This is a genomic window from Streptomyces nigra (assembly GCF_003074055.1).
Taxonomy (GTDB): domain Bacteria; phylum Actinomycetota; class Actinomycetes; order Streptomycetales; family Streptomycetaceae; genus Streptomyces; species Streptomyces nigra.
Genome location: NZ_CP029043.1, coordinates 3,019,817 through 3,041,120, shown reverse-complemented (window position 1 = coordinate 3,041,120; position 21,304 = coordinate 3,019,817). Strand labels below are relative to the sequence as shown.

Genomic DNA, 21,304 nt, shown 5'->3' with positions numbered 1-21,304 from the left:
GTCCCCGCGTTCTTAAGGCTCATCTCACGTTGGCTGGCTAATCTGCCCGCCAAGCTGTCTGGAACAGATGTCTGGAACAGCTGTCTGGAACACCGATGGAGACGGGAGGCTGAACGTGGTGCGCGGTGGAGGACATGGGCTGGCTCGGGTCGCCGTCGTCGTACGGGCCGGGGCCGCGCCCCTTTTCTGGGCCGGGGTGTGCGCCGCCGGGATCGGGGCGCTGGTGCCGGGTCTGACGGGGCGCCGGATCGGCGGGCTCGCCGGGGCGGCGCTGTTCCTCGTCGCCCTCGCCGTCGTCTTCTGTGCCCGTCGCGGCCGCTATGCCGCGCTGGTCGGGTCGGCCGTGCGGGCCGCCAAGCTGGACGTGCTGCAGGACCGGGCGGTGAGTGTGCGCGCCTGGCGCCGGGGCCACCGCTGGCTGCTGCTGCTCGCGCCGGCCGCCGCCGTGGCCTCCGCGTTCGCGGTGCCGATCGCCGGCGGGCTGCTGCTGGCGGGCTGCGGGGCGGGGCTGTGGCTGAAGGCGGCCTGGGTGGGCCGCCGGGAGCTGGCCGCCGGGGTCCTGCTGTGGGTGCGGGTCGACTGGCTGGACGCCCGCGCGGGCCGCCCGGCCGGCAAGACCGTGAAGGGCTACCGCACCACCGGTATCGCCGCGGGCGACGCGGCCCCGGGCGGGGCCCGCCGCCGCACCGCGGCGCTGGTGTAGAGATCCTCTGGGGCAGGCTCTAGACCTCCAGCTCCTCCTCGATCTTCTTCAGCTGGTGCCGGGCCATGGCCAGGTTGGCGCGCTTGGCGTCGAGGACCAGGTACATGAAGAGGCCGTTGCCGCCGCGCCCGGTGAGCAGCCGGATCAGGTGGTACTGGTCGCTGAGGGTGATCAGGATGTCCTCGATGCCGCCCTTGAGGCCCAGGTGCTCCATGGTGCGCATCTTGGCCCTGATGACGTCGGTGTTGCCCGCGGCGGCGACGTTGAGGTCGAAGGTCTTGCTGCCGCCGAGGGTGCCGAGGGCCATGCCGCTGGTGTAGTCGACGAGCGCGACGCCGGTCGCCCCCTCGATCGACGCGAGGCATTCCTTCAGAGCGGTCTCGGTGTTGGCCATGACGTGATGTCCTCTCAACTTTCGGTAGTGGTGCGCGCGTTCGCGGCGGTGCGCGCGGCGCGCGTGCTTCTCGTACGGGTGGGCATGGGTTTGGCGGGCTCCTTCGCGGAGCTCTTGGCCGGGCTCCGCTTCGGCAGGGCCGCGTCGGCGTCGACGAGTTCGCCGATGCGGGCGCCGGCGCGGCGGCCCTCCAGATGCAGCCGGCCGACGTTGACGCCGTCCTGGGCGAGCAGCGTCAGCACGGCGGTGCGTCCGGCGGCGTAGGTGGCGACATAGCCGTCGGTGCCGCGCATGAGCAGTTCGCGGAAGTCGCCCCGGCCGGTCGCGTCCGTCACGCGCATGGCGACGCCGAGCGCCGCCGCGGTGAGCGCGGCCAGACCGTCCGGCTCGACGCCGGGGGTGTCGTGGGCGAGGACGAGGCCGTCGACGCCGGCCGCCAGGGCCCCGGTCAGCTGGGGCACCCGGGCTCTGAGCCGGCGGAACTCGTCGAGTAGAGCGGCCTCGGCCGCCATCAGTGTTCTCCTCTCGGCACGGGACCGCTGGGGCGGGCGGGGCAGCCCGTCCGCCGTGTCGCGGTCCTCGAAGGGTTTGCGGTCAAAGGGCCTCCAGCGCATCCCTGACCCTCTTCAGCAGCGCGACATAGGGATCGCCGGCGGCGTCGGACGGATGGTCCTGGTGGGGCGGTGTCCGGGTGGCGACGAGGCCCGCCGCGGCCAGCCGCCGCAGATGCACCAGGGTGTGGAAGGCGGGCCTGCCCAGCTCCCGCGCGATGTCCACGGCCTTGCGGACGCCGTCGACCCGGGCCAGTACGGCCGCCTGCCGGGACGGCACCGCGGGCGCGGCGACCGGGTCGGCCCGCACCAGGGGCGCGCCGTCGATCGCCGGGTCCGGCCAGATCCGGCACAGCAGCGCCCGGCGGCGCAGCGTCTCGCGCTCCAGGTCGTCCACCGGCACCGGGTGCACGGCGGCGAGCCAGTGCGCACCGCCGTACCGGAAGCGGCCGGGCGTGCTGCTCGGGGCGAGCGCGAAGTACGCCGCGTCGTACAGGGCGCTGACCTGGGCCAGCTCCAGCACGCCCGGGGTGAGGCCGTGCCGCAGCAGATGGGCCTCGTCGGCGCTGTCCTCGGCGTCCCGCCACGCGGTGGCGTCGAGACCGCCGTGGGCGGTCAGCAGGGTGCCGAGGCTGGGGGCGAGCGGGCTCTCCGCGTGCACCACCCGGCCCTGGACGAGGTGGAGCGTGCCGTGCTCGCGGTGCAGGACACCGGTGGCGCGCTCGTCCGCGAGCCGGGTGAGCATCGGGGAGACCACCCCCCGGGCCTCCCGGAGGGCGGCCTGCCGGTCCCGGACCGGCAGCCGGGGCGGCGGGGTGCCGGCGACGACGGTCATCCCAGCACCAGCCGTTCGGCCATCTCGCCGAGCCGGATACGGGCCAGCGCGAGATTGCCGTCCGAGCGGGCCAGCCACAGGTACAGGCACACACTGCTGTCGAACGACGTCGGCACGAACCGCAGCACGTGATAGCTGTCGCGGTTGCTGAGGATCACGTCCTCGACCGGCGGATCCGCGGCGTCGCCGCCGTCCTCCGGGCCGAACGCCTGCTGCTCGGCGGCCAGCCGCGCCAGTTCCGCCGCCTCGGCCGCCGCCGTCTCGTGGTCACCGCCCGGAGGATCGCCCACCGTGCCCAGGGCCAGCCCGCTCGTCCAGTCCACGAGCGCCGCGCCCCGGGCACCTGGCAGTCGCATCGTCTCCAGCAAGCACTCGTCGATTCCGGGCACCGTCGCTCCCCTCCCGCCTGGGGTCCGGCTGAGTGACCGCCAAACTACGCAACGTGTGTGCGGCGAGTGAGCGTTCGGGCATTTTCCGGTGGAACATGCGCCGAGTGGCTAGGGTGGGTCAACTGACCTCATGCGCGGGCGGGTTGACCTCCCCTGTTCACAGCGTGCAGCGGGGGTGCGTCAAAGGCGCCCGGGCTCGGTGAGGGTGGTGAGGGCCGAGGCGTGCGCCCCTCCGGACTCGGCGACGATCTCCTCGACGGACTGCGGCTCCCGCACGGTCGCGAACGCGACCTCCCCGTCGGCGCCGGCCGCGTAGCCGTACACCCCGGGCCGGGCCAGCGAGTTGTAGGCGTAGTGGTGCGCGAAGTAGTACGCGCCGGTGTCCAGCGCCGCCGCGAGATCCCCCTGCTCCAGCAGTGGCAGCGAGGCCCGCTCGGCCAGCAGGTCGCCGGAGAAGCAGGCCGGGCCGGCGACGTCCTGGATGATGTCGGGCCCCTCCTTGGGGCGCCCCTTGGCGTCGTACGCGGCGATCCGCAGCGGCCAGCTGCCCGGCATGTAGACCGTCCGGGTGGCGACCTGCACGCCCGCGTGCGTGATCGCGACCGGCCGTCCGCCCGCGCTCTTGGCGTACTCGACGCGGGCCACGATCGTGCCGTGCTTGGCGAGCAGGGACCGGCCGAACTCGGTGACCAGGCCGTAGCGCCCGTCGAACAGCCCCGGCACCGACTCCGCGAGCAGCCGCGCGTACTGCGCGTAGGTCGGGGTCGTGGCGTCCGACGCGAAGTTCACCGGCAGCCCGCCGCCGATGTCGAGGGTGTCGATCTGCTGCCGTCCCACCGCCCGGTTGATCTCCTCCGCCAGCGCGTACGTCTCCGCCACGCCCCGGGCCATCAGGGACAGCGGGACGCCCTGCGACCCGGTGTGCGTGTGCAGCCGGGTCAGCCACGGACGGTCCCGGTACGCCTGGACGACCCACTCGCGCGCCCCCGGATCGCGCAGCGCCACCCCGAACTTCGAGGTCGGTGTCGAGGTCGACGTCGCCCCGATGGAACCCCCGCCGACCTGCGGGTTCACTCGCAGCCCCAGCGGGGAGCGGCTCGTGGCCACGCGGGTGCCTCCCACGCCGTCCGGGCCGTGGGGGAGCATGAGGGCGTCGAGCCGCGCCAGCTCCTGCGGATTGTCGGCGTTGACGGCGATGCCCAGGGCGAGCGCCTGGCGCAGCTCGGCCGGCGTCTTCGCGGGCGAGTCCAGCACGGTCGCCTCCGGGCGCAGTCCGGCCGCCCGGGCCAGCGCGAGCTCGCCGGGGCTGGCCACCTCGGCGCCGATGCCCTCCTCCCGCAGCAGCCGCAGCACCGGCACCAGCGGGCTCGCCTTGACGGCGAAGGCGTGCAGCACGGGCGTGCCCGGCGCCACCACGTCCTCGAAGGCCGCCCGCAGCGCCGCCGCCGACTCCCGTATGCCCGTGACGTCCAGCAGGCCGACGACGGGGGAGTCCGGGCCGAGCAGCCCCCGCTCCACCGCCGCCCGCACCGCCTCGTCCCGCCGTGCCGCCCGCCGCCCGTCGTCCGCCGCCGTCCCCGCTGCCTCGCCCACCGCGTCCTCCGTCCTCTCGTCGTCCGTACCGATGCATCCAGCCAAACACCGACCGCGCGCCCGTGCTGGCGCGCGCATGTATTGACTAGCTCTATTCATGAAGCCAGGATGTGAATAGCAACCTCAACAGTCATCGTCGTCCGCTGGGAGGCAGACCATGTCAGGACCCCGCACCGTCCGAGCCCCGCGCGGTACGGAACTGAGTGCCCTGGGATGGCAGCAGGAAGCCGCCCTGCGGATGCTCCAGAACAACCTCGACCCCGAGGTCGCCGAGCACCCCGACAAGCTCGTCGTCTACGGCGGCACCGGCAAGGCCGCCCGCGACTGGCGCTCCTTCGACGCCATGGTCCGCACGCTGAGGACCCTCAAGCAGGACGAGACGATGCTCGTCCAGTCCGGCCGCCCCGTCGGCGTCATGCAGACCCACGAATGGGCGCCGCGCGTCCTGATCGCCAACTCCAACCTGGTCGGCGACTGGGCCAACTGGGAGGAGTTCCGCCGCCTGGAGGCCCTCGGCCTCACCATGTACGGCCAGATGACCGCCGGCTCCTGGATCTACATCGGCACCCAGGGCATCCTCCAGGGCACCTACGAGACCTTCGCCGCCGTCGCCGCGAAGAAGTTCGGCGGCACCCTCGCCGGCACGATCACCCTCACCGCGGGCCTCGGCGGCATGGGCGGCGCCCAGCCTCTCGCCGTCACCATGAACGACGGCGTCGCCATCTGCATCGACTGCGACCCGCGCGCCATCGAGCGCCGTATCGAGCACCGGTACCTGGACGTGCGCGCCGATTCGCTGGAGCACGCCCTCCGGCTCGCCACCGAGGCCCGCGACGCGCGCCGCCCGCTGTCCATCGGCGTCCTCGGCAACGCGGCCGAGCTGGTCCCGCAGCTCCTCGCGATGGGCGCGCCCATCGACATCGTCACCGACCAGACCTCCGCCCACGACCCGCTCGCCTACCTGCCGCTCGGCGTCGCCTTCGAGGACATGGCCGACGCCGCCGCCAAGGACCCGGCCGGATTCACCACCCGGGCCCGCGAGGCGATGGCCCGGCACGTCGAGGCCATGGTCGGCTTCATGGACGCCGGGGCCGAGGTCTTCGACTACGGCAACTCCATCCGCGGCGAGGCCCAGCTCGCCGGGTACGACCGGGCGTTCGCCTTCCCCGGCTTCGTCCCCGCCTACATCCGCCCCCTCTTCTGCGAGGGCAAGGGCCCCTTCCGCTGGGCCGCCCTCTCCGGCGACCCGGCCGACATCGCCAAGACCGACAAGGCGATCCTCGACCTCTTCCCGGAGAACGAGTCCCTCGCCCGCTGGATCAAGATGGCCGGCGAGCGCGTCCACTTCCAGGGCCTGCCCGCCCGGATCTGCTGGCTCGGCTACGGCGAACGCGACAAGGCCGGCGAGCGCTTCAACGACATGGTGGCCTCCGGTGAGCTGGCGGCGCCGCTCGCCATCGGGCGCGACCACCTCGACTGCGGCTCCGTCGCCTCCCCGTACCGCGAGACCGAGGCCATGCTCGACGGCTCCGACGCGATCGCCGACTGGCCGCTGCTGAACGCCATGGTGAACGTGGCCTCGGGCGCCTCCTGGGTCTCCCTCCACCACGGCGGCGGCGTCGGCATGGGCCGCTCCATCCACGCGGGGCAGGTGACCGTGGCGGACGGTACGAAGCTGGGCGGCGAGAAGATCCGGCGGGTGCTGACGAACGACCCCGGCATGGGTGTCATCCGGCACGTGGACGCCGGCTACGACATCGCCGAGTCGGTGGCGGACGCCAAGGGTGTGCGGGTGCCGATGCGTGAGGGTGACGACGCGTGACCTTCCACAGCATGTGGGCGGAGCTGCTGCCGATCGGCCGCAGCGCCGCCTCCGGCGGCTACCGGCGCTACGCCTGGACCGGGGCCGACCTCGAGTGCCGGGCCTGGTTCGAGGAGCAGGCTCGTACTCGGGGTCTCGCCTACGAGGTGGACCGGAACGGGAACCAGTGGGCGTGGCTCGGCGACCCCGCCGCCGGGGACGCCGTCGTCACCGGGTCGCATCTGGACTCCGTGCCGGACGGGGGCGCCTTCGACGGCCCGCTCGGCGTGGTGTCCTCCTTCGCCGCTCTCGACGAGCTGCGTGCCCGCGGCACGGACCTCGCCAAGCCTCTCGCCGTCGTCAACTTCGGCGACGAGGAGGGCGCCCGCTTCGGGCTCGCCTGCGTCGGCTCCCGCCTCACCGCCGGAGCGCTCACCACCGAGGAGGCGCACCGCCTGACCGACACCGACGGCACCAGCCTGCCCCGCGCCATGGAGGCCGCCGGATACGACCCCGACGCCCTCGGCGCCGACCCCGAACGGCTCTCCCGCATCGGCGCGTTCGTGGAGCTGCACGTCGAGCAGGGCCGCGCCCTGGACCTGACCGGCGACCCGGTCGGCATCGCCGGCGCCATCTGGCCGCACGGCCGGTGGCGGTTCGACTTCCGGGGCGAGGCCAACCACGCCGGGACCACCCGGCTCACCGACCGGCGCGACCCCATGCAGCCCTACGCCGAGACCGTGCTCGCCGCCCGCCGCGAGGCAGAGCGCGCCGGCGCGGTCGCCACCTTCGGCAAGATCGCCGTCGAGCCCAACGGCGTCAACGCCATCCCTTCCCTGGTGCGCGGCTGGCTCGACTCCCGCGCCGAGGACCAGGCATGCCTCGACACCGTCGTCGGCGGCATCGAGAAGGCGGCCCGCGCCCACGCCGACGCGCACGGCGTCGCACTCGACGTGGTCCGCGAGTCCTTCACGCCCGTCGTCGAGTTCGACCACTCACTGCGCGACGAACTGGCCCGCATCCTCGGCAAGGACACCGGCACCGGCATCACCGTGCCCGTCCTGGGAACCGGTGCCGGACACGACGCCGGAATCCTCTCCGGGCGCATCCCGACCGCCATGCTGTTCGTACGCAACCCCACGGGCGTCTCGCACTCCCCTGCGGAGTTCGCCGCCGAGGACGACTGCGTGGCCGGGGTGCTCGCACTCGCCGACGTACTGGAAGGGCTGGCCCGCAGGTGACAGCGAAGACGTACTGGCTGGAGCACGCCTGGCTCGACCCGCACGTCGAGCCGGGCGTGGCGCTGGACGTGGCCGACGGGCGCATCGCCGCCGTCCGTACCGAGGTCCCCGCCCCGCCGCCCGGCGCGGAGGTGCTGCGCGGGCTCACCCTGCCCGGCCTCGCCAACGCGCACAGCCACGCCTTCCACCGCGCCCTGCGCGGCACCGTCCAGGTCGGCTCCGGCACCTTCTGGACCTGGCGCGAGGTCATGTACTCCGTCGCCGAGCGGCTGACGCCGGAGACCTATCACGCGCTGGCCCGCGCGGTGTACGCCGAGATGGCGCTCGCCGGCGTCACCGCGGTCGGCGAGTTCCACTACGTCCACCACGCGCCCGGCGGCACCCCCTACGCCGACCCCAACGCGATGGGCGAGGCGCTGATCGCGGCCGCCGCCGAGGCCGGCATCCGGATCACCCTCCTCGACACCGCCTACCTCTCCTCCGGCTTCGGCCGCCCGCCCACCGCCCACCAGCTGCGCTTCTCCGACGGGGACGCCGACGCCTGGGCCGAACGCTGTTCACTTCTCAAGGAACACGATCACGCGCGGATCGGCGCGGCCGTCCACTCCGTGCGGGCAGTACCCGCCGGGCAGCTGTCGACCGTCGCCCTCTGGGCCGAGGAGCGGCGCGCGCCGCTCCATGTGCATCTGTCCGAGCAGACCGCCGAGAACGACGCCTGCCGCGAGGCCCACGGCTGCACCCCCACCCAGCTGCTCGCCCTGCACGGGGTCCTCGGCCCGCGTACCACCGGTGTGCACAACACGCACCTCACGCCCGAGGACATCTCCCTCATCGGCGGCAGCGGCACCGGCACCTGCATGTGCCCCACCACCGAACGGGACCTCGCCGACGGCATCGGACCGGCCACCGCCCTCCAGAACGAGGGCTCGCCGCTGTGTCTCGGCTCCGACAGCCACGCCGTCATCGACCTGCTCGAAGAGGCCCGCGCGATGGAGCTGAACGAGCGGCTGCGGACCCGTACCCGGGGCCACTGGACGGCGGCGGCCCTGCTGCGGGCGGCCTCCGCCGACGGCCACGCCGCCCTCGGCTGGGACGGCGCGGGCACCCTGGAGCCCGGTGCGCTCGCCGACTTCACGACGATCGCGATGGACTCCGTCAGGACGGCAGGGCCGCTTCCGCGGTTCGGGGCCGAGACGGCCGTATTCGCCGCGTCGGCAGCGGACGTGTCGCATACGGTCGTGGCCGGCCGGCACGTCGTGCGGGACGGGGCCCACACCCTCGTACCGGATGTGCCGCGGGCCCTCGCGGACGCCGTCGGAGCCCTGCGCGGATGACCCCGGGCCGCTCCGCCCCCCACCCCACCGCAGAGAAGGCAACCGAGGACGCCATGAGCAACGCGACGACCGTCAGCCCCGCCCACTCGGCGAGCACCGCCAGCACGCTCATCACCAACATCGCCGCCCTGGTCACCAACGACCCCTCCCTAGGTGACAGTTCCCCCCTCGGACTGGTCCACGACGCGGCGGTCGCCATCGAGGGCGACCGCGTCGTGTGGACCGGTGATCAAAGGAAAGCACCCGCCACTGACAACCGGGTCGACGCCGGTGGCCGGGCGGTCGTCCCGGGCTTCGTCGACTCCCACTCGCACCTCGTCTTCGCGGGCGACCGCACCGAGGAGTTCAACGCCCGGATGTCCGGGCGGCCGTACAGCGCGGGCGGCATCCGCACCACCGTCGCCGCCACCCGCGCCGCGAGCGACACCGAGCTGGAGGCGAACCTCACCCGGCACCTCGCCGAGGCCCTCCGCCAGGGCACCACCACCTTCGAGACCAAGTCCGGCTACGGCCTGACCGTCGAGGACGAGGCCCGCGCCCTGCGCATCGCCGCCGCCCACACCGACGAGGTCACCTACCTCGGCGCGCACATCGTCTCCCCGGACCACGCCGACGACCCGGCGGCCTACGTCGACCTCGTCACCGGCCCGATGCTGGACGCCTGCGCGCCGTACGCCCGCTGGATCGACGTGTTCTGCGAGAAGGGCGCCTTCGACGGCGACCAGGCCCGCGCGATCCTCACCGCCGGCAAGGCCAGGGGCCTGCACCCGCGCGTCCACGCCAACCAGCTCTCGTACGGCCCCGGCGTCCAGCTGGCCGTGGAGCTGGACGCGGCCAGCGCCGACCACTGCACCCACCTCACGGACGCCGACGTCGACGCGCTCGCCCACAGCCGTACCGTCGCGACCCTGCTGCCCGGCGCCGAGTTCTCCACCCGGGCCGAGTGGCCGGACGCCCGCCGGCTGCTGGACGCGGGGGTCACCGTGGCCCTGTCCACCGACTGCAACCCGGGCTCGTCGTACACCTCGTCGGTGCCGTTCTGCGTGGCGCTCGCCGTGCGGGACATGGGGATGACCCCCGACGAGGCGGTCTGGTCGGCCACCGCGGGCGGCGCGGCGGCCCTGCGCCGGGACGACGTCGGCCGGCTCACCCCGGGCGCCCGCGCCGACCTGCTGCTGCTCGACGCCCCGAGCCACGTGCACCTGGCCTACCGGCCCGGCGTGCCCCTGGTGAGCGAGGTGTGGCGGCGCGGCGTCCGCGTGGCCTGATCAGGCCGCTCCGGCCCGCCACCGCTGGCCGGAGCCGCCGCCCACGGGTTCCAGCGACAGCCCGTCGCCCACGCCGCCGTCCGGGGTGAGGGCCGTCCCGAGGGCGATGACGGGGCGGATCAGCCCGTCGCCGTCCACCACGAACCTCAGGTTCCGCCCGTTGCGGCCGTCGACCGAGTCGCAGTCCCAGATCCCGACGCCCCGGTCCGTGTCGCCCCGGCTGTCCAGGCAGAAATCTGGGTCGGCGGCGGACTGGAGCACCCCGCGGTCCCTGTCGACGCGCCAGCGCTGGGTGCGCGACCCGGAGCAGCGGGCCGTGATCACGTCGGTCCCGTCGAAGAAGGCGCCGCCCACATCCAGGCACAGCCCCGAACCGGTGTTCACGACCTGCGCGAACGACGAGGACGGCGGGCCCGCCTCGGCCGTCGGCGACTTCGTGGGTGCCGAACTCTTCGAGGGCGACGGGGACTTCCGCGATGGGGACGGCGACGGAGACGGAGACGGAGAGGCCGATCTCGACGGCGGAGGGGACGACGTGGAGGAGATGGTCGGCTCGTTCACCGCACTCGTCACCGCCACCGGAGGAACGCTCGCCGCCGCGCCGGCCGGGTCCCCCGCGTCCGACCCCGCCTGGGCCACCAGGAACAGCACCAGCGGCAGCACGGCCACCCCGAGCGCCGCCGACACGAGGACCACCTGACGCCGGTCCGGGCGTGACTCCCGCGCGCGTCCCGGCCGTGCCCGCTGGGCCCGGACGGACGCCGTCCGCCCTTCCGCCGCGCCACCGGTGTACGCCGCACCGCCCCACGGCAGCAGCCCTTCCGCGAGGGCCGCGCGCGGGGTGTCCCGCAGCGCCGACAGCTCGGCGTGCGCGGCGGCGCAGTGCGGGCAACGAGCCCTGTGCGCCCGCAGATCGGCGCTGTCGCGCGGGTTGTCCGGGCGTACGGACTCCTCGATGAGACGGCCGAAGTCGGGGCAGTCGGGGTCGTCGGACGCGGCGAGACGGGTGCGCAGACAGGCGCGGGCCAGCTGCTGGAGAGCGGGCCCGGTGCCGTACGTGACGTCCTCGCGCGTGAGGCCGAGCAGGGCCGCCGTGCGCGCGGGCGGCTCCTCCTCCACGATCCCGTACCAGATCAGGCCCTGGGTGCGGTCGGGCAGCGACGAGAAGGCGGTCAGCATGGACGGCGTCGGACCGTCGGGGCCGGTCGAGCGCAGCAGGAGCAGCAGGGCGGGGTCGAGGCCCGCCGCCCGTTCGTCCGTCGCCCAGGTCCCCGCCGTTCTGGCGGCGAGGAGCAGGAGGTGGTGCCGCCAGGGCAGGCCCGGGTCGAGGCCGCGCGCGGTCCGCCGGGCCGCCGACGTGACCGCCTCGGCGGCCAGTTGACGTGCCAGGGCGTCGTCGGGGGCGCACAGCCGCGCGTACCTGAGGACGTGCGCGTGGTGGCGGGCGCGCAGCTCCTGGAGGGCGGGGTACGCCGTCGTCGTGTGGCCGCGCAGGAGTTCGGCCAGCCGGGCGTCGGAGACGTCCGCGTGGATCCGGTGACCGGGGTCCTCACGGTCGGGGCCTGTGCCGTCGTCCCCAGCCATCGCGCCGCCTCCTCGCAGCCGTACGACCCGCGCGGTGAAGGGGCTACCGGCGGGTTTGACGGCTCATAGTGGAGGAACGGAAGCATCGGGGAAAGGGTTTCTGACGGTAACCCCCGACGGTCCCCACGAGACCCGCACAGCACTGTGCCCGGTGCCCGGCCGACTGGTTTCGGCGGGGCACCGGGCACAGTCCCGGTTTCGTCCGAGGCGCGAGGACGGCCTCCGACGGACCGTCACTCCTCGATCGTCAGACCCTTTCTGAGCCGCACCAGCGTGCGCGACAGCAGACGGGAGACATGCATCTGGGAGATGCCGAGCTCTTCGCCGATCTCGGACTGCGTCATCCCGGCGACGAAGCGCAGGGAGAGGATCTTCCGGTCGCGCGGCGGGAGTTCGGCGATGAGGGGCTTCAAGGAGGCGACGTACTCGATGCCCTCGATGCCGTTGTCCTCGTAGCCGATCCGGTCGGCCAGCGCGCCCTCGGCGTCGTCCTCCTCGGGCTGGGCGTCCAGCGAGGAGGCGGTGTAGGCGTTCGACGCGGCCATGCCCTCGACGACCTCGTCACGGCTGAGACCGAGACGCTCGGCGAGCTCGGCCACCGTGGGGGCGCGGTCGAGCTTCTGGGCGAGTTCGTCGCCGGCCTTGGCCAGGTCGAGCCGGAGCTCCTGCAGTCGGCGCGGGACGCGCACGGACCACGAGGTGTCCCGGAAGAAACGCTTGATCTCGCCGATGATGGTCGGCATCGCGAACGTGGGGAACTCCACGCCGCGGCTGAGCTCGAAGCGGTCGATCGCCTTGATCAGGCCGATCGTGCCGACCTGGATGATGTCCTCCATCGGCTCGCTGCGCGAGCGGAAGCGGGAGGCGGCGAACTTGACCAGGGCGAGGTTCAGTTCGACCAGCGTGTTGCGGACGTACGCGTGGTCGTGGGTCCCTTCCTCCAGCGACTCCAGCCGCTCGAAGAGGGTCTTCGACAACGCCCGCGCGTCCACGGGTCCCACCTCGGCGTACGGGGGGATGTCCGGGAGGTCGGCGAGTACGTCGTCCGGGGCGAAGTCGTGAGCGAGGTCCTGGCCGAGGGCCAGTTCGGCGGGTACGTCGCCGCGCTCGATGGGATCCAGATGTTCCGGTCGGGGTGCCGACGTCGCGACATGGGTATGCGATGCGTCGAGCCGGGGTGACATGATGTCCTCCATCGTTCTCGGCATATGGCTGCCGAAGCCTTTGCGTGCACTGCGGTGTGCGGCGCCTCCAAAGCCGGCCGAGTCGGTTGCGTGTCTCTACTAGCCCTATCGGCTTTCCGGAGCCCACCGCAAGTGCGCTCTGTTCTGAAATGTCCGTTTGTGGGTGGATGTTCGGGTGTTGGAGGGCGTAGGGAAGGCGTAGTGTTCGACAGCGTCAGTCAGCAGCCACGACGTCGGGAGTGAGAGACGGCATGGACCGCGGGACGGTCGGCAGCGCACAGTCTGGCCGACTTCTGGTGGAGGTTCGCGAAGAGGGCTCCAGTGCCGTCGTGACCCCGGTGGGTGAGTTGGACCACCACACAGCCGATTTGTTGCGTGAGCCACTCGAGGAGTGCCTCACGAAGGGCTTCAGCCGGCTGGTGGTCGACTGCTCCCGGTTGGAGTTCTGCGACTCCACGGGTCTGAACGTCCTGCTCGGGGCGCGCCTGAAGGCGGAGGCCGCCGGCGGTGGCGTGCACCTGGCCGGGATGCAGCCCGTTGTCGCGCGCGTGTTCGAGATCACAGGTGCCGAGGCGGTCTTCACGGTCCACGACACCCTCGAGGACGCCCTCGCGGACGGGTCCGCCGGCTCCGGCTGACCCCGTATGTCGCCGGCGCAACGGACGTCACATCATTCGGCCGAAGAGAAGGGGTGTTCCCCCGCCCGGGTCGGGCAGGAGACATCCTGGAACAGTCGGCTGTGACGTCGGCCACCTGCGCTGGAGCGGTGACCGGGCGCCCCGGGCGAGGATCGTGTACTGGTGTACTGACTCTGCGTGCAGACCAAGAAGAGTGAACGTTGAACTGGTGAATCGGTGAGGTGAAGCGCTGATGAGCACCACCCGGCCTTTCTCGCCGGGCGACCGCGGCCCAGAGCCCAGCGGCGCTTCCGGGGTGTCCGGGGCCGCCGCTCCGGCGCCGGAGGGCTCCTCGGGGGGCTCGGCGGCCGCGGAGGCGTCCACGGGGGGCTCCGCGCCGCCCCTGGCGCCCGTGGAGCCCGCACAGCCGTCCGGTGGGCGTCAGGTCCGCACCCTGGACTTCGCGGACCAGAGCGGCGTCGTCCCGCTCGCCCGTGACTTCGCCCGTCAGGCGCTGTACGCCTGGGGCTGGCTGCCCGCCGCCTCCGCCGACAAGCGGGCGGCCGCCGAGGACGTCCTGCTGGTCGTCTCCGAGCTCGTCACCAACGCCTGCCTGCACGCCGAGGGCCCCGACCGGCTGCTGATCGCCTGGGACAACAAGGTCATCCGCGTCGAGGTGGCCGACAAGGGCACCGGCCAGCCCGCCCCGCGCACCCCGCACCGCGCGGGCCGCCCCGGCGGACACGGCATGTTCATCGTGCAGCGGCTGTGCCTGGACTGGGGCGTGCAGCGCACGCCGGGGCAGGTCGGCAAGACCGTGTGGGCGGAGCTGGGCGCACCCGCCTAGCCCTGTGAGGCCGCGGGAAGAATCGGTTCCTCCCGCGGACGGCGGCCGGCCTCCGCCCTCGCCTCCATTCTCCGACCGGACCCCCCGGCTTCCCTCTCCCGAAAAACACCCCCCTTCTTCGACCCCGCGTTACCCGGGGTCACCCCCTTCATCCGGCGCACCCAGGATCGCCACAACTCCGGTGTGCGCCGTGTCTTCCTTCCTCACGGCCCCGGGCGTACCTTGACGGCCGATCTGATACGCCGTCAGGAATGAGGGGACCGTGTCGAAGCAGAAGCGAACCGCCGCGCTCGCGACGGCCGCGGCCCTGGCCGGCTCGGCGGTGCTGCTGGCCGCCCCCGCGGCCCGGGCCGAGGTCGTCGACGTCGACTACGCCTGCAAGACGCCGATCGGCGACAAGAGCGCCGTCTCACCCATCGACATCAAGGGTGTCCGCAGCGGCTCCGGTTACCGGATCACCATGTCGTGGCAGAAGGGCGTCTCCTCCAGCCCGGTGGAGCTCGGCAAGGGCGCGATGAGCCCGAGCGCGACCATCAAGGTGGGCGGCGCGGACAGCGGCACCCTGAAGGTGACCGGCCCGGCCAACCAGGAGGCCATCCCGGCCAACACCCCCATCAAGATCAACGACCTGACGGGCACCTACACGCCCGGCAAGAGCGGCAAGGTCACGTTCACCGCGGGCGTGCTCACCATCAAGGCGCTCGGCACGACCACCACCTGCACGCCCACCAACAACCCCGGGCCCTCGCTCACGCTCGACGTGAAGGCGGCGGGCGGCGGGGGAGCGGGCGCCACCTCCGGGGGCACCTCGTCCGGCGGCTCCTCGTCCGGCGGCGACAGCGCGGCCGGGCTGCCGCGCACCGGCCCGGAGGACTCGGCGATCGCCCTCGGCACGCTCGGCGCCACCGTCCTGCTGACGGGCGCGGCGGGCGCCCTGTGGCTGACGCGGCGGCACCGGCCCGCCGGCCGCTGACCGGCTCGCCCGAGAGGCCCGGAGCCCCCGATGCCGTCAGCCGTCCGCGTCCTGTGCCTGTCCCTGCTCGCGCTGACGGCGGCCACCCCGCCGGCCGCCGCCGACACGTCCTGGTCGGTCGCGCCCTCCGGCGGCGGACGGCCCTCCTTCTACGCCGAGGGCGCGCCCGGCACGGTCCTGGAGGACACGGTGTCGGTGACCAACCGGGGCGGCCGGCCGCTCACCGTCCGGCTGGCCGGCGACGGTGTCCCGCTCGCGTTCGCCGGGCGGACGGTACGCATCCCGGCCCGCACTCGCGCCGACGTCCCGTTCACCGTCACGGTCCCGGCCTCCGCCGCTCCCGGTGTCCGCTCCGGCGCGGTCGTCGCCCGCGACCCGGACGGCCGTACCCGGACCGTCCCGCTCCGGCTGCGTACCACGGGCCCGGAACTGACCGCGCTGACCGTCGAGCGCGTGACGGTGGACCGCGACGGCATCACGTACGACCTGGTCAACCGGGGAACCGTCCCCCTCGCGCCCCGCCTGGCGATCCACGCCGACGGCGTCTTCGGCCCCCTCCTCGACCGCCCCGCACGCCCCGTCGACACCACGTTGCCCCCGGCGAGCCGCACCCGCCTCACCGAGCCGTGGCCCGACCGCCCTGCTCTCGACGCGGTCGACGTGCGGCTGACGGTGACGGCGGAGGACGGGACGGCCGACACGGCGAGCGCGTCCGCCCGGTTCGTGCCGTGGGGCGCGGTGACGGGGGTGGCGGGGGCGCTGACGGCGGGGCTCGCTCTGGGGGTCGTACGTCTGCGGGGGCGCGGGTGGGCGAGGCTGAGGGGAGTGAGGGGATGAGCGGCACAGGGCGGTGGGCCTCGGTCGTGGTGGTGCTCGCGCTGCTGCTCGGGCCGATGGTGGGGGCGGTTTCGGCGGCCGACCCGCCCACCGTGCGGCTCTCCGCGTCGCAGGCCGGCACCGGTGGATCCGTCACCGTCACCGGCAGCGGGTGGCGGCCGCGCACCCTGTTGATGCTCCTCGTGTGCGGGCAGGCCGTGCCGTCGACCGGGGTGCGGGGCGGCACCAACTCCTGTGCCAACGCCGACGGCAGGGCCGTCACGACGGACGCCGAGGGGCGCTTCCGGCGCAAACTGCCGGTGGCCGAGCCACCGGTGCCGTGCCCCTGTGTGGTGCACGTGGCCACGGCGACCGGGCCGAAGGCCGAGGCCGACGCCGTCTTCCAGGTCGCCGGGCACGCCGTGGAACCGCTGCCCGCCGAACCGCTCGGCGGGCGTCTGTCCGTGCTCACCGACACCCGTCTCGACGGCTCGGACGGGCTGCTGACCTGGTTCGGCGCCCCGGCGCAGCGCACGCTGGTCTTCACCGTCGGCAACGTGGGCACCACGCCCGTGCGCGACCCGGTCTTCCAAGTGGGCACCTCCCACGGGGTGTTCGCCCCGCAGTGGGAGGAGCAGCGGTGGCGCGGCACGATCCGGCCCGGCGCCAAGGCCCGGATCGAACTGCCCGTGGAACTCGCCGCCGGGGCGCACGGCGCCTACACCGTCTCCCTGAAGTACGGCGGCCGGGTGCTGGCCGAACATCCCTGGGACGTGGGCCGCCCCTGGGGCGTGACCCTCTTCTGGATCCTCACCGCGATCGTCGTACCGGCCGCGCTGTTCCGGGCCGGGATGGCCGTCGTGGACCGGGTCCGGCCGCGGCGGACCACCCGCCGGCCCCAACTCGCCCTCCACCTGCCAGTGTTCCGGCCGCGCGCACAGGCGCGGCACTCCTCGCATCCGTCCTCGGCCCTGCCGTGGTTCACCCCGGACCGCGATCCGGGCACGGCCGGCCGGCGGCTCTCCGCACCGCGCGACGACAGCCCGACGAGTCCTGCGACTCCCACCAGGAAGGGACCCCCGTGAGCAAGCCGAGGAGAGTCACACCGGCCCGGCCCCGAAGAGCGGGCGCGGCGGGCGCCGCCCTGATGCTCGGCGGCGCCGGCCTGCTGCTGGGCGTGTCCGCCGCCCCCGCACAGGCGGCCGAGGTGTCCTACGCGACCGAGTGCGTCCCGCCTCCGATCTCGGGGCTGCCGCCGGTCCAGGGCACCACGACCGTGGCGATCAGCGCGCCCGCGCAGGCGAGGACCGGGGACGAGGTCGAGATCGTCTGGACGTTCGTCAGGGCGGCGTCGAAGAACCCGGACATCCTCGACCTGGGCGAGGACACCGTCCAGCCGACGGGCACCCTGAAGGCGGCCGGCGCGCAGACCGCGGACGTCGTCCTGCGCGGGCCCCGGGAGAACCCGCCGATCCCCAAGGGCGGCGAGATGAAGCTGTCCGCGATGAAGGGCACGCTGAAGCTGACGTCGCCCGGTGAGGTCACGCTGACCCCGGGCGCGTACACGATCAACGTGAACAAGCCGATCTCGACGGACACCGAGTGCGCGCCGAAGGAGGTCGTACGGCCCGCGGCGACGATCGCCGTGACCGACGGCGGCGACCCCACGGACGACCCGACCGACCCGACCGACGAGCCCACGGACGAGCCGACCGATCCCACCGACCCGACGGGCGAGCCCACCTCGACACCCAGCGAAAGCACACCGGACGCGGTCACCGGCAAAGAGGTGCGGGTCCCCTACGCCTGCAGGACGCCCATCGGGGACAAGAACGCCACCTCGCCGGTCCGCATCGACGCCAGGCGGGACGGCGGCGGCTTCGCCCTCACGGTCCGGTTCCGCGGATCGGTGATGGACAGCCCCGCCGACATCCCCAAGGGCTCGGTGAAGCCGTCGATGCAGGTGGTTCTGGGCGGCGCGGACCGGGGCACGGTCCGGGTGGAGGGGCCCGCCAACGCCGAGGACATCAAGGCCGGCGACCCGATCGAGATCCCCGACCTGACGGGCGTGTACCGGCCGGGCGCGAGCGGGCGGTCGACGCTGTCGCCGGGTGTGCTGACGGTGGAGGCGCTCGGCACGACGACGACCTGCACGCCGGAGAAGTCCGAGGTCTCCCTGACCCTCGACACCACGCAGCAGGAGGGCGGCGCCTCCGGCGGCGGCTCGGCCGGGGGCACCGCGGGCGGAGCGGGCGGTGCCGGGGCGGCCGGCGGTCTCGCCGCGACCGGCGCCGACGACCACGGCACCCTGAAGGCCCTCGGCCTGGTCGCGGGCACGGCCCTGCTCCTGGGCGGCGCGGTGTTCACGTTCCTGCCGGGACGCCCGCGCTGAGCCGGGCGTTCCGGAAACGCCGGAGGGCCACCGCACGCGATGCGCGCGGTGGCCCTCCGGGCGGACTCGGGGACGGGCGTCAGTTGACGCTGCCCATGAGCTCCTTGACCTTCCGGCGGTACATCCAGACCGCGAAGCCCGCGACCACGGCGAGCATGGCCTCCAGGGCGACGATGCCGGTCTTGTTCAGGTCGACACCCGCGATGGAGAGCAGACCGGTGGTGGCGTCACCCGCGGTGACGGCCAGGAACCAGACACCCATCATCTGGGAGGCGTACTTGGCCGGGGCCATCTTCGTGGTGACCGACAGGCCCACCGGAGAGACCATCAGCTCACCGACGGTCTGCACGAAGTAGATGCCCGCCAGCCACAGCGCGGCCGCCTTGTGACCGCCGTCGGCGATCGACAGCGGGGCCAGGAAGAGGAAGAAGGACGCGCCGACCAGGATCAGGCCCATGGCGAACTTCGTCGCGGTGCTCGGCTCCTTGCCCCGGCGGGCCAGCGCGAGCCACGCCCAGGCGAAGACCGGGGCCAGTGCCATGATCATGACCGGGTTGACCGACTGGTACCAGGAGACCGGGAACTCCCAGCCGAAGACCGAGTTGTCGGCCGAGGACTCCGCGAACAGGGAGACCGTGGAGCCACCCTGGTCGTAGATCATCCAGAAAACGGCGGCGGCGACGAAGAACCAGATGTACGCGGTCAGCTTCGACTGCTCGCCGCGGTCGAGCTGCTTGTCGCGCTTCATCCGGCCGATGACCACGACCGGGATGATCAGACCGGCGACGGTGATCGGGACCAGCAGCCAGTTCAGCGTGTAGACACCGGAGAACCCGACGATCGCGTAGAACACGGCGGCGACGGCGGCCCAGAAGAACGCCTTGCGCAGCGTCGTGGCCTTCTGCTCGGCGGTCAGCGGCGTGGGGACGACGTCCGACTGGGGGCTCAGGTGACGGCTGCCCAGCAGGAACTGCGCCAGACCCAGGGCCATGCCGAGCGCTGCGAGCGCGAAGCCCAGGTGCCAGTTGACGTTCTCACCGATGGTGCCGATGACCAGCGGGGCGGCGAAGGCACCGAGGTTGATCCCGATGTAGAAGATCGTGAAGCCACCGTCGCGGCGCGGGTCCTCGGGGCCCTTGTAGAGGTGCCCGACCATCGTCGAGATGTTCGCCTTGAGCAGGCCGGACCCGATCGCCACCAGGCCGAGGCCGGCGAAGAAGCTGCCGGACCAGGGGAGGGCCAGCGTCAGGTGGCCGAGCATGATGACGGCACCGGCCACGGCCACCGTCTTGCGCGGGCCGAGTACACGGTCCGCGAACCAGCCGCCCGGCAGGGCGAGCAGGTAGACGAGCGAGAGGTAGACCGAGTAGATCGCCGTGGCCGTCGTGGCACTGAGGCCCAGGCCGGCGGGGGCGACGAGGTACAGCGGGAGCAGAGCCCTCATGCCGTAGTAGGAGAAACGCTCCCACATCTCGGTCATGAAGAGAGTGGCCAGTCCGCGGGGGTGGCCGAAGAAGGAGCGCTCGGAACCGGGGATTCCGGTGGGGGCCGAGTCCTTCGTCAGGCTGGACGCCATGGTCGTTCCTTGCTGTCGGGACGCGCATGCGACATGGAGGGGTCACGCGCCCGGTGGGGGGCGGCCGGCACCGGCGGACGAGACCGTCGCCCCCACGCCCTCGGGGGGTCCGCCCTGATGCGGAGCGGAAGACGGCGACCGCCGGGATCCACGCCCCCGCCTTCGGAGGCCCGGCCACAGGTCATCGTTGCTGCGGGGCCTGAGCGGCCCCGACGCAAGAGAGACCCCCGGCGTCAAGTGGCCGGAGGTCCCGCAGTGCTAATGCGTGGATTCACCATACGTCACGACACCGCCCCATATGGAAGGACTTGAGACGCGAATCACAGGTTTCACTGCAACCGGACAGCGGTTTCGAAGGTCTCTCAAGAGTCGCACCCCTATAGACGTGGTCTGTACCACGCCCCCGGGAAGGTAAGAAGTGCGACGGAGAACGGTAAGAACCCAAGGGGTCGATCCCGCACCGGCGCCCGACGCGGGCGGACTACCATCAGCTCATGACCCGAGTACTGCTCGCCGAGGACGACGCGTCCATTTCGGAGCCGCTGGCCCGCGCACTGCGCCGGGAAGGGTACGAGGTCGAGGTCCGTGAGGACGGGCCCACCGCCCTCGACGCCGGGATGCAGGGCGGCATCGACCTCGTCGTGCTGGACCTCGGGCTCCCCGGCATGGACGGCCTCGAGGTCGCCCGCCGGCTGCGGGCCGACGGTCACGCCGTGCCCATCCTGATCCTCACCGCGCGCGCCGACGAGGTCGACACCGTGGTGGGCCTCGACGCGGGCGCCGACGACTACGTCACCAAGCCGTTCCGGCTCGCCGAGCTGCTCGCGCGCGTCCGGGCCCTGCTGCGGCGCGGCTCCGCCGAGCCCCAGCAGCCGCCGGCCACGCACGGCGTGCGGATCGACGTCGAGTCCCACCGGGCCTGGATGGGCGACGAGGAACTCCAGCTCACCGCCAAGGAGTTCGACCTGCTGCGGGTGCTGGTGCGCGACGCCGGCCGGGTGGTCACCCGCGACCAGCTGATGCGCGAGGTCTGGGACACCACGTGGTGGTCCTCCACCAAGACCCTCGACATGCACATCTCCTGGCTGCGTAAGAAGTTGGGCGACGACGCGGCCAACCCGCGCTACATCGCGACGGTGCGGGGCGTGGGCTTCCGCTTCGAGAAGAGCTGAGCCACGGGCCCGTACCGGTTCCCGAGCCCGACAG

The 21,304-nt window shown here is 73.2% G+C and carries 20 protein-coding genes; 12 read left to right on the top strand and 8 right to left on the bottom strand.

The window, feature by feature from the left end; translation table 11 throughout:
- Window positions 1-115 precede the first annotated feature (115 nt).
- Window positions 116-703: a hypothetical protein gene (locus tag DC008_RS13895; protein ID WP_108707251.1), complete on the top strand. Its 588-nt coding sequence runs from the start codon at window positions 116-118 to the stop codon at window positions 701-703.
- Window positions 704-722: 19 nt separating this feature from the next.
- On the opposite strand, the gene DC008_RS13890 is transcribed toward DC008_RS13895, so the two are convergent.
- The 5 genes from DC008_RS13890 to DC008_RS13870 all read right to left on the bottom strand — a co-directional run bounded on the left by DC008_RS13890 (window position 723) and on the right by DC008_RS13870 (window position 4,564).
- Window positions 723-1,097, bottom strand: coding sequence for a roadblock/LC7 domain-containing protein (locus DC008_RS13890; protein ID WP_108707250.1), 375 nt, complete (start codon window positions 1,095-1,097; stop codon window positions 723-725).
- Window positions 1,098-1,111: 14 nt separating this feature from the next.
- Window positions 1,112-1,609, bottom strand: a complete 498-nt coding sequence (locus DC008_RS13885) for a roadblock/LC7 domain-containing protein (RefSeq protein ID WP_108707249.1) — start codon at window positions 1,607-1,609, stop codon at window positions 1,112-1,114.
- 82 nt (window positions 1,610-1,691) lie between these two features.
- Complete coding sequence (locus DC008_RS13880; protein WP_108707248.1) at window positions 1,692-2,483, bottom strand: hypothetical protein; 792 nt, start codon at window positions 2,481-2,483, stop codon at window positions 1,692-1,694.
- A complete protein-coding gene (locus tag DC008_RS13875) occupies window positions 2,480-2,872 on the bottom strand; it encodes a hypothetical protein (protein WP_055624228.1) in 393 nt (130 codons plus the stop codon). Before DC008_RS13875 ends, DC008_RS13880 begins: the two co-directional genes overlap by 4 nt.
- A 180-nt stretch (window positions 2,873-3,052) precedes the next feature.
- Complete coding sequence (locus DC008_RS13870) at window positions 3,053-4,564, bottom strand: type III PLP-dependent enzyme domain-containing protein (RefSeq protein WP_108707247.1); 1,512 nt, start codon at window positions 4,562-4,564, stop codon at window positions 3,053-3,055.
- Between the two features lie 58 nt (window positions 4,565-4,622).
- Between DC008_RS13870 and hutU the strand changes: the two genes are divergently transcribed.
- Genes hutU through hutI form a run of 4 tightly spaced genes read left to right on the top strand, consistent with a single transcriptional unit; the run spans window position 4,623 to window position 10,109 of the window.
- Window positions 4,623-6,287 (top strand): urocanate hydratase, encoded by a 1,665-nt coding sequence (hutU, locus tag DC008_RS13865; RefSeq protein WP_108707246.1) that lies wholly within the window; start codon window positions 4,623-4,625, stop codon window positions 6,285-6,287.
- A complete protein-coding gene (locus DC008_RS13860; RefSeq protein ID WP_108707245.1) occupies window positions 6,284-7,507 on the top strand; it encodes an allantoate amidohydrolase in 1,224 nt (407 codons plus the stop codon). The genes hutU and DC008_RS13860 overlap by 4 nt, the downstream gene beginning before the upstream one ends.
- Complete coding sequence (locus DC008_RS13855; RefSeq protein WP_108707244.1) at window positions 7,504-8,841, top strand: formimidoylglutamate deiminase; 1,338 nt, start codon at window positions 7,504-7,506, stop codon at window positions 8,839-8,841. Before DC008_RS13860 ends, DC008_RS13855 begins: the two co-directional genes overlap by 4 nt.
- Complete coding sequence (gene hutI / locus DC008_RS13850) at window positions 8,838-10,109, top strand: imidazolonepropionase (RefSeq protein ID WP_108707243.1); 1,272 nt, start codon at window positions 8,838-8,840, stop codon at window positions 10,107-10,109. Before DC008_RS13855 ends, hutI begins: the two co-directional genes overlap by 4 nt.
- Here the strand turns inward: hutI and DC008_RS13845 are convergent, their stop codons facing one another.
- A complete protein-coding gene (locus tag DC008_RS13845) occupies window positions 10,110-11,693 on the bottom strand; it encodes a ricin-type beta-trefoil lectin domain protein (RefSeq protein WP_108707242.1) in 1,584 nt (527 codons plus the stop codon).
- A gap of 233 nt (window positions 11,694-11,926) precedes the next feature.
- Window positions 11,927-12,889 (bottom strand): RNA polymerase sigma factor SigF, encoded by a 963-nt coding sequence (locus DC008_RS13840; RefSeq protein ID WP_164492308.1) that lies wholly within the window; start codon window positions 12,887-12,889, stop codon window positions 11,927-11,929.
- A 239-nt stretch (window positions 12,890-13,128) separates the two neighbouring features.
- Between DC008_RS13840 and DC008_RS13835 the strand changes: the two genes are divergently transcribed.
- The 6 genes from DC008_RS13835 (at window position 13,129) to DC008_RS13810 (ending at window position 18,522) form a co-directional block, all read left to right on the top strand.
- Window positions 13,129-13,515 (top strand): STAS domain-containing protein, encoded by a 387-nt coding sequence (locus DC008_RS13835; protein WP_055624236.1) that lies wholly within the window; start codon window positions 13,129-13,131, stop codon window positions 13,513-13,515.
- Between the two features lie 232 nt (window positions 13,516-13,747).
- Entirely contained in the window at window positions 13,748-14,341 is a 594-nt protein-coding gene (locus DC008_RS13830) for an ATP-binding protein (RefSeq protein ID WP_108707241.1), read from the top strand.
- Between the two features lie 262 nt (window positions 14,342-14,603).
- Window positions 14,604-15,314, top strand: a complete 711-nt coding sequence (locus tag DC008_RS13825; protein ID WP_108707240.1) for a peptidase — start codon at window positions 14,604-14,606, stop codon at window positions 15,312-15,314.
- A gap of 30 nt (window positions 15,315-15,344) precedes the next feature.
- Window positions 15,345-16,151, top strand: coding sequence for a COG1470 family protein (locus DC008_RS13820; protein WP_108707239.1), 807 nt, complete (start codon window positions 15,345-15,347; stop codon window positions 16,149-16,151).
- On the top strand, window positions 16,148-17,215 hold the full coding sequence (locus tag DC008_RS13815; RefSeq protein WP_108707238.1) for a hypothetical protein: 1,068 nt from the start codon (window positions 16,148-16,150) through the stop codon (window positions 17,213-17,215). The genes DC008_RS13820 and DC008_RS13815 overlap by 4 nt, the downstream gene beginning before the upstream one ends.
- Before the next feature lie 62 nt (window positions 17,216-17,277).
- Window positions 17,278-18,522: a hypothetical protein gene (locus DC008_RS13810; RefSeq protein ID WP_108707237.1), complete on the top strand. Its 1,245-nt coding sequence runs from the start codon at window positions 17,278-17,280 to the stop codon at window positions 18,520-18,522.
- A 79-nt stretch (window positions 18,523-18,601) separates the two neighbouring features.
- Here the strand turns inward: DC008_RS13810 and DC008_RS13805 are convergent, their stop codons facing one another.
- Entirely contained in the window at window positions 18,602-20,098 is a 1,497-nt protein-coding gene (locus tag DC008_RS13805) for an oligopeptide:H+ symporter (protein WP_108707236.1), read from the bottom strand.
- Between the two features lie 494 nt (window positions 20,099-20,592).
- Here DC008_RS13805 and DC008_RS13800 point away from each other — a divergent pair, with 494 nt between their 5' ends.
- On the top strand, window positions 20,593-21,270 hold the full coding sequence (locus DC008_RS13800; RefSeq protein ID WP_055624243.1) for a response regulator transcription factor: 678 nt from the start codon (window positions 20,593-20,595) through the stop codon (window positions 21,268-21,270).
- Window positions 21,271-21,304: the final 34 nt, after the last annotated feature.

Coding starts and splice junctions, on each gene's coding strand:
- DC008_RS13840 (WP_164492308.1), bottom strand. CDS start 12,889: ATGGAGGACATCATGTCACCCCGGCTCGACGCATCGCATACCCATGTC.
- DC008_RS13890 (WP_108707250.1), bottom strand. CDS start 1,097: ATGGCCAACACCGAGACCGCTCTGAAGGAATGCCTCGCGTCGATCGAG.
- DC008_RS13830 (WP_108707241.1), top strand. CDS start 13,748: ATGAGCACCACCCGGCCTTTCTCGCCGGGCGACCGCGGCCCAGAGCCC.
- DC008_RS13880 (WP_108707248.1), bottom strand. CDS start 2,483: ATGACCGTCGTCGCCGGCACCCCGCCGCCCCGGCTGCCGGTCCGGGAC.
- DC008_RS13805 (WP_108707236.1), bottom strand. CDS start 20,098: ATGGCGTCCAGCCTGACGAAGGACTCGGCCCCCACCGGAATCCCCGGT.
- DC008_RS13835 (WP_055624236.1), top strand. CDS start 13,129: ATGGACCGCGGGACGGTCGGCAGCGCACAGTCTGGCCGACTTCTGGTG.
- DC008_RS13820 (WP_108707239.1), top strand. CDS start 15,345: ATGCCGTCAGCCGTCCGCGTCCTGTGCCTGTCCCTGCTCGCGCTGACG.
- DC008_RS13845 (WP_108707242.1), bottom strand. CDS start 11,693: ATGGCTGGGGACGACGGCACAGGCCCCGACCGTGAGGACCCCGGTCAC.
- DC008_RS13885 (WP_108707249.1), bottom strand. CDS start 1,609: ATGGCGGCCGAGGCCGCTCTACTCGACGAGTTCCGCCGGCTCAGAGCC.
- DC008_RS13870 (WP_108707247.1), bottom strand. CDS start 4,564: ATGAATAGAGCTAGTCAATACATGCGCGCGCCAGCACGGGCGCGCGGT.
- DC008_RS13815 (WP_108707238.1), top strand. CDS start 16,148: ATGAGCGGCACAGGGCGGTGGGCCTCGGTCGTGGTGGTGCTCGCGCTG.
- DC008_RS13810 (WP_108707237.1), top strand. CDS start 17,278: ATGCTCGGCGGCGCCGGCCTGCTGCTGGGCGTGTCCGCCGCCCCCGCA.
- hutI (WP_108707243.1), top strand. CDS start 8,838: ATGACCCCGGGCCGCTCCGCCCCCCACCCCACCGCAGAGAAGGCAACC.
- DC008_RS13800 (WP_055624243.1), top strand. CDS start 20,593: ATGACCCGAGTACTGCTCGCCGAGGACGACGCGTCCATTTCGGAGCCG.
- hutU (WP_108707246.1), top strand. CDS start 4,623: ATGTCAGGACCCCGCACCGTCCGAGCCCCGCGCGGTACGGAACTGAGT.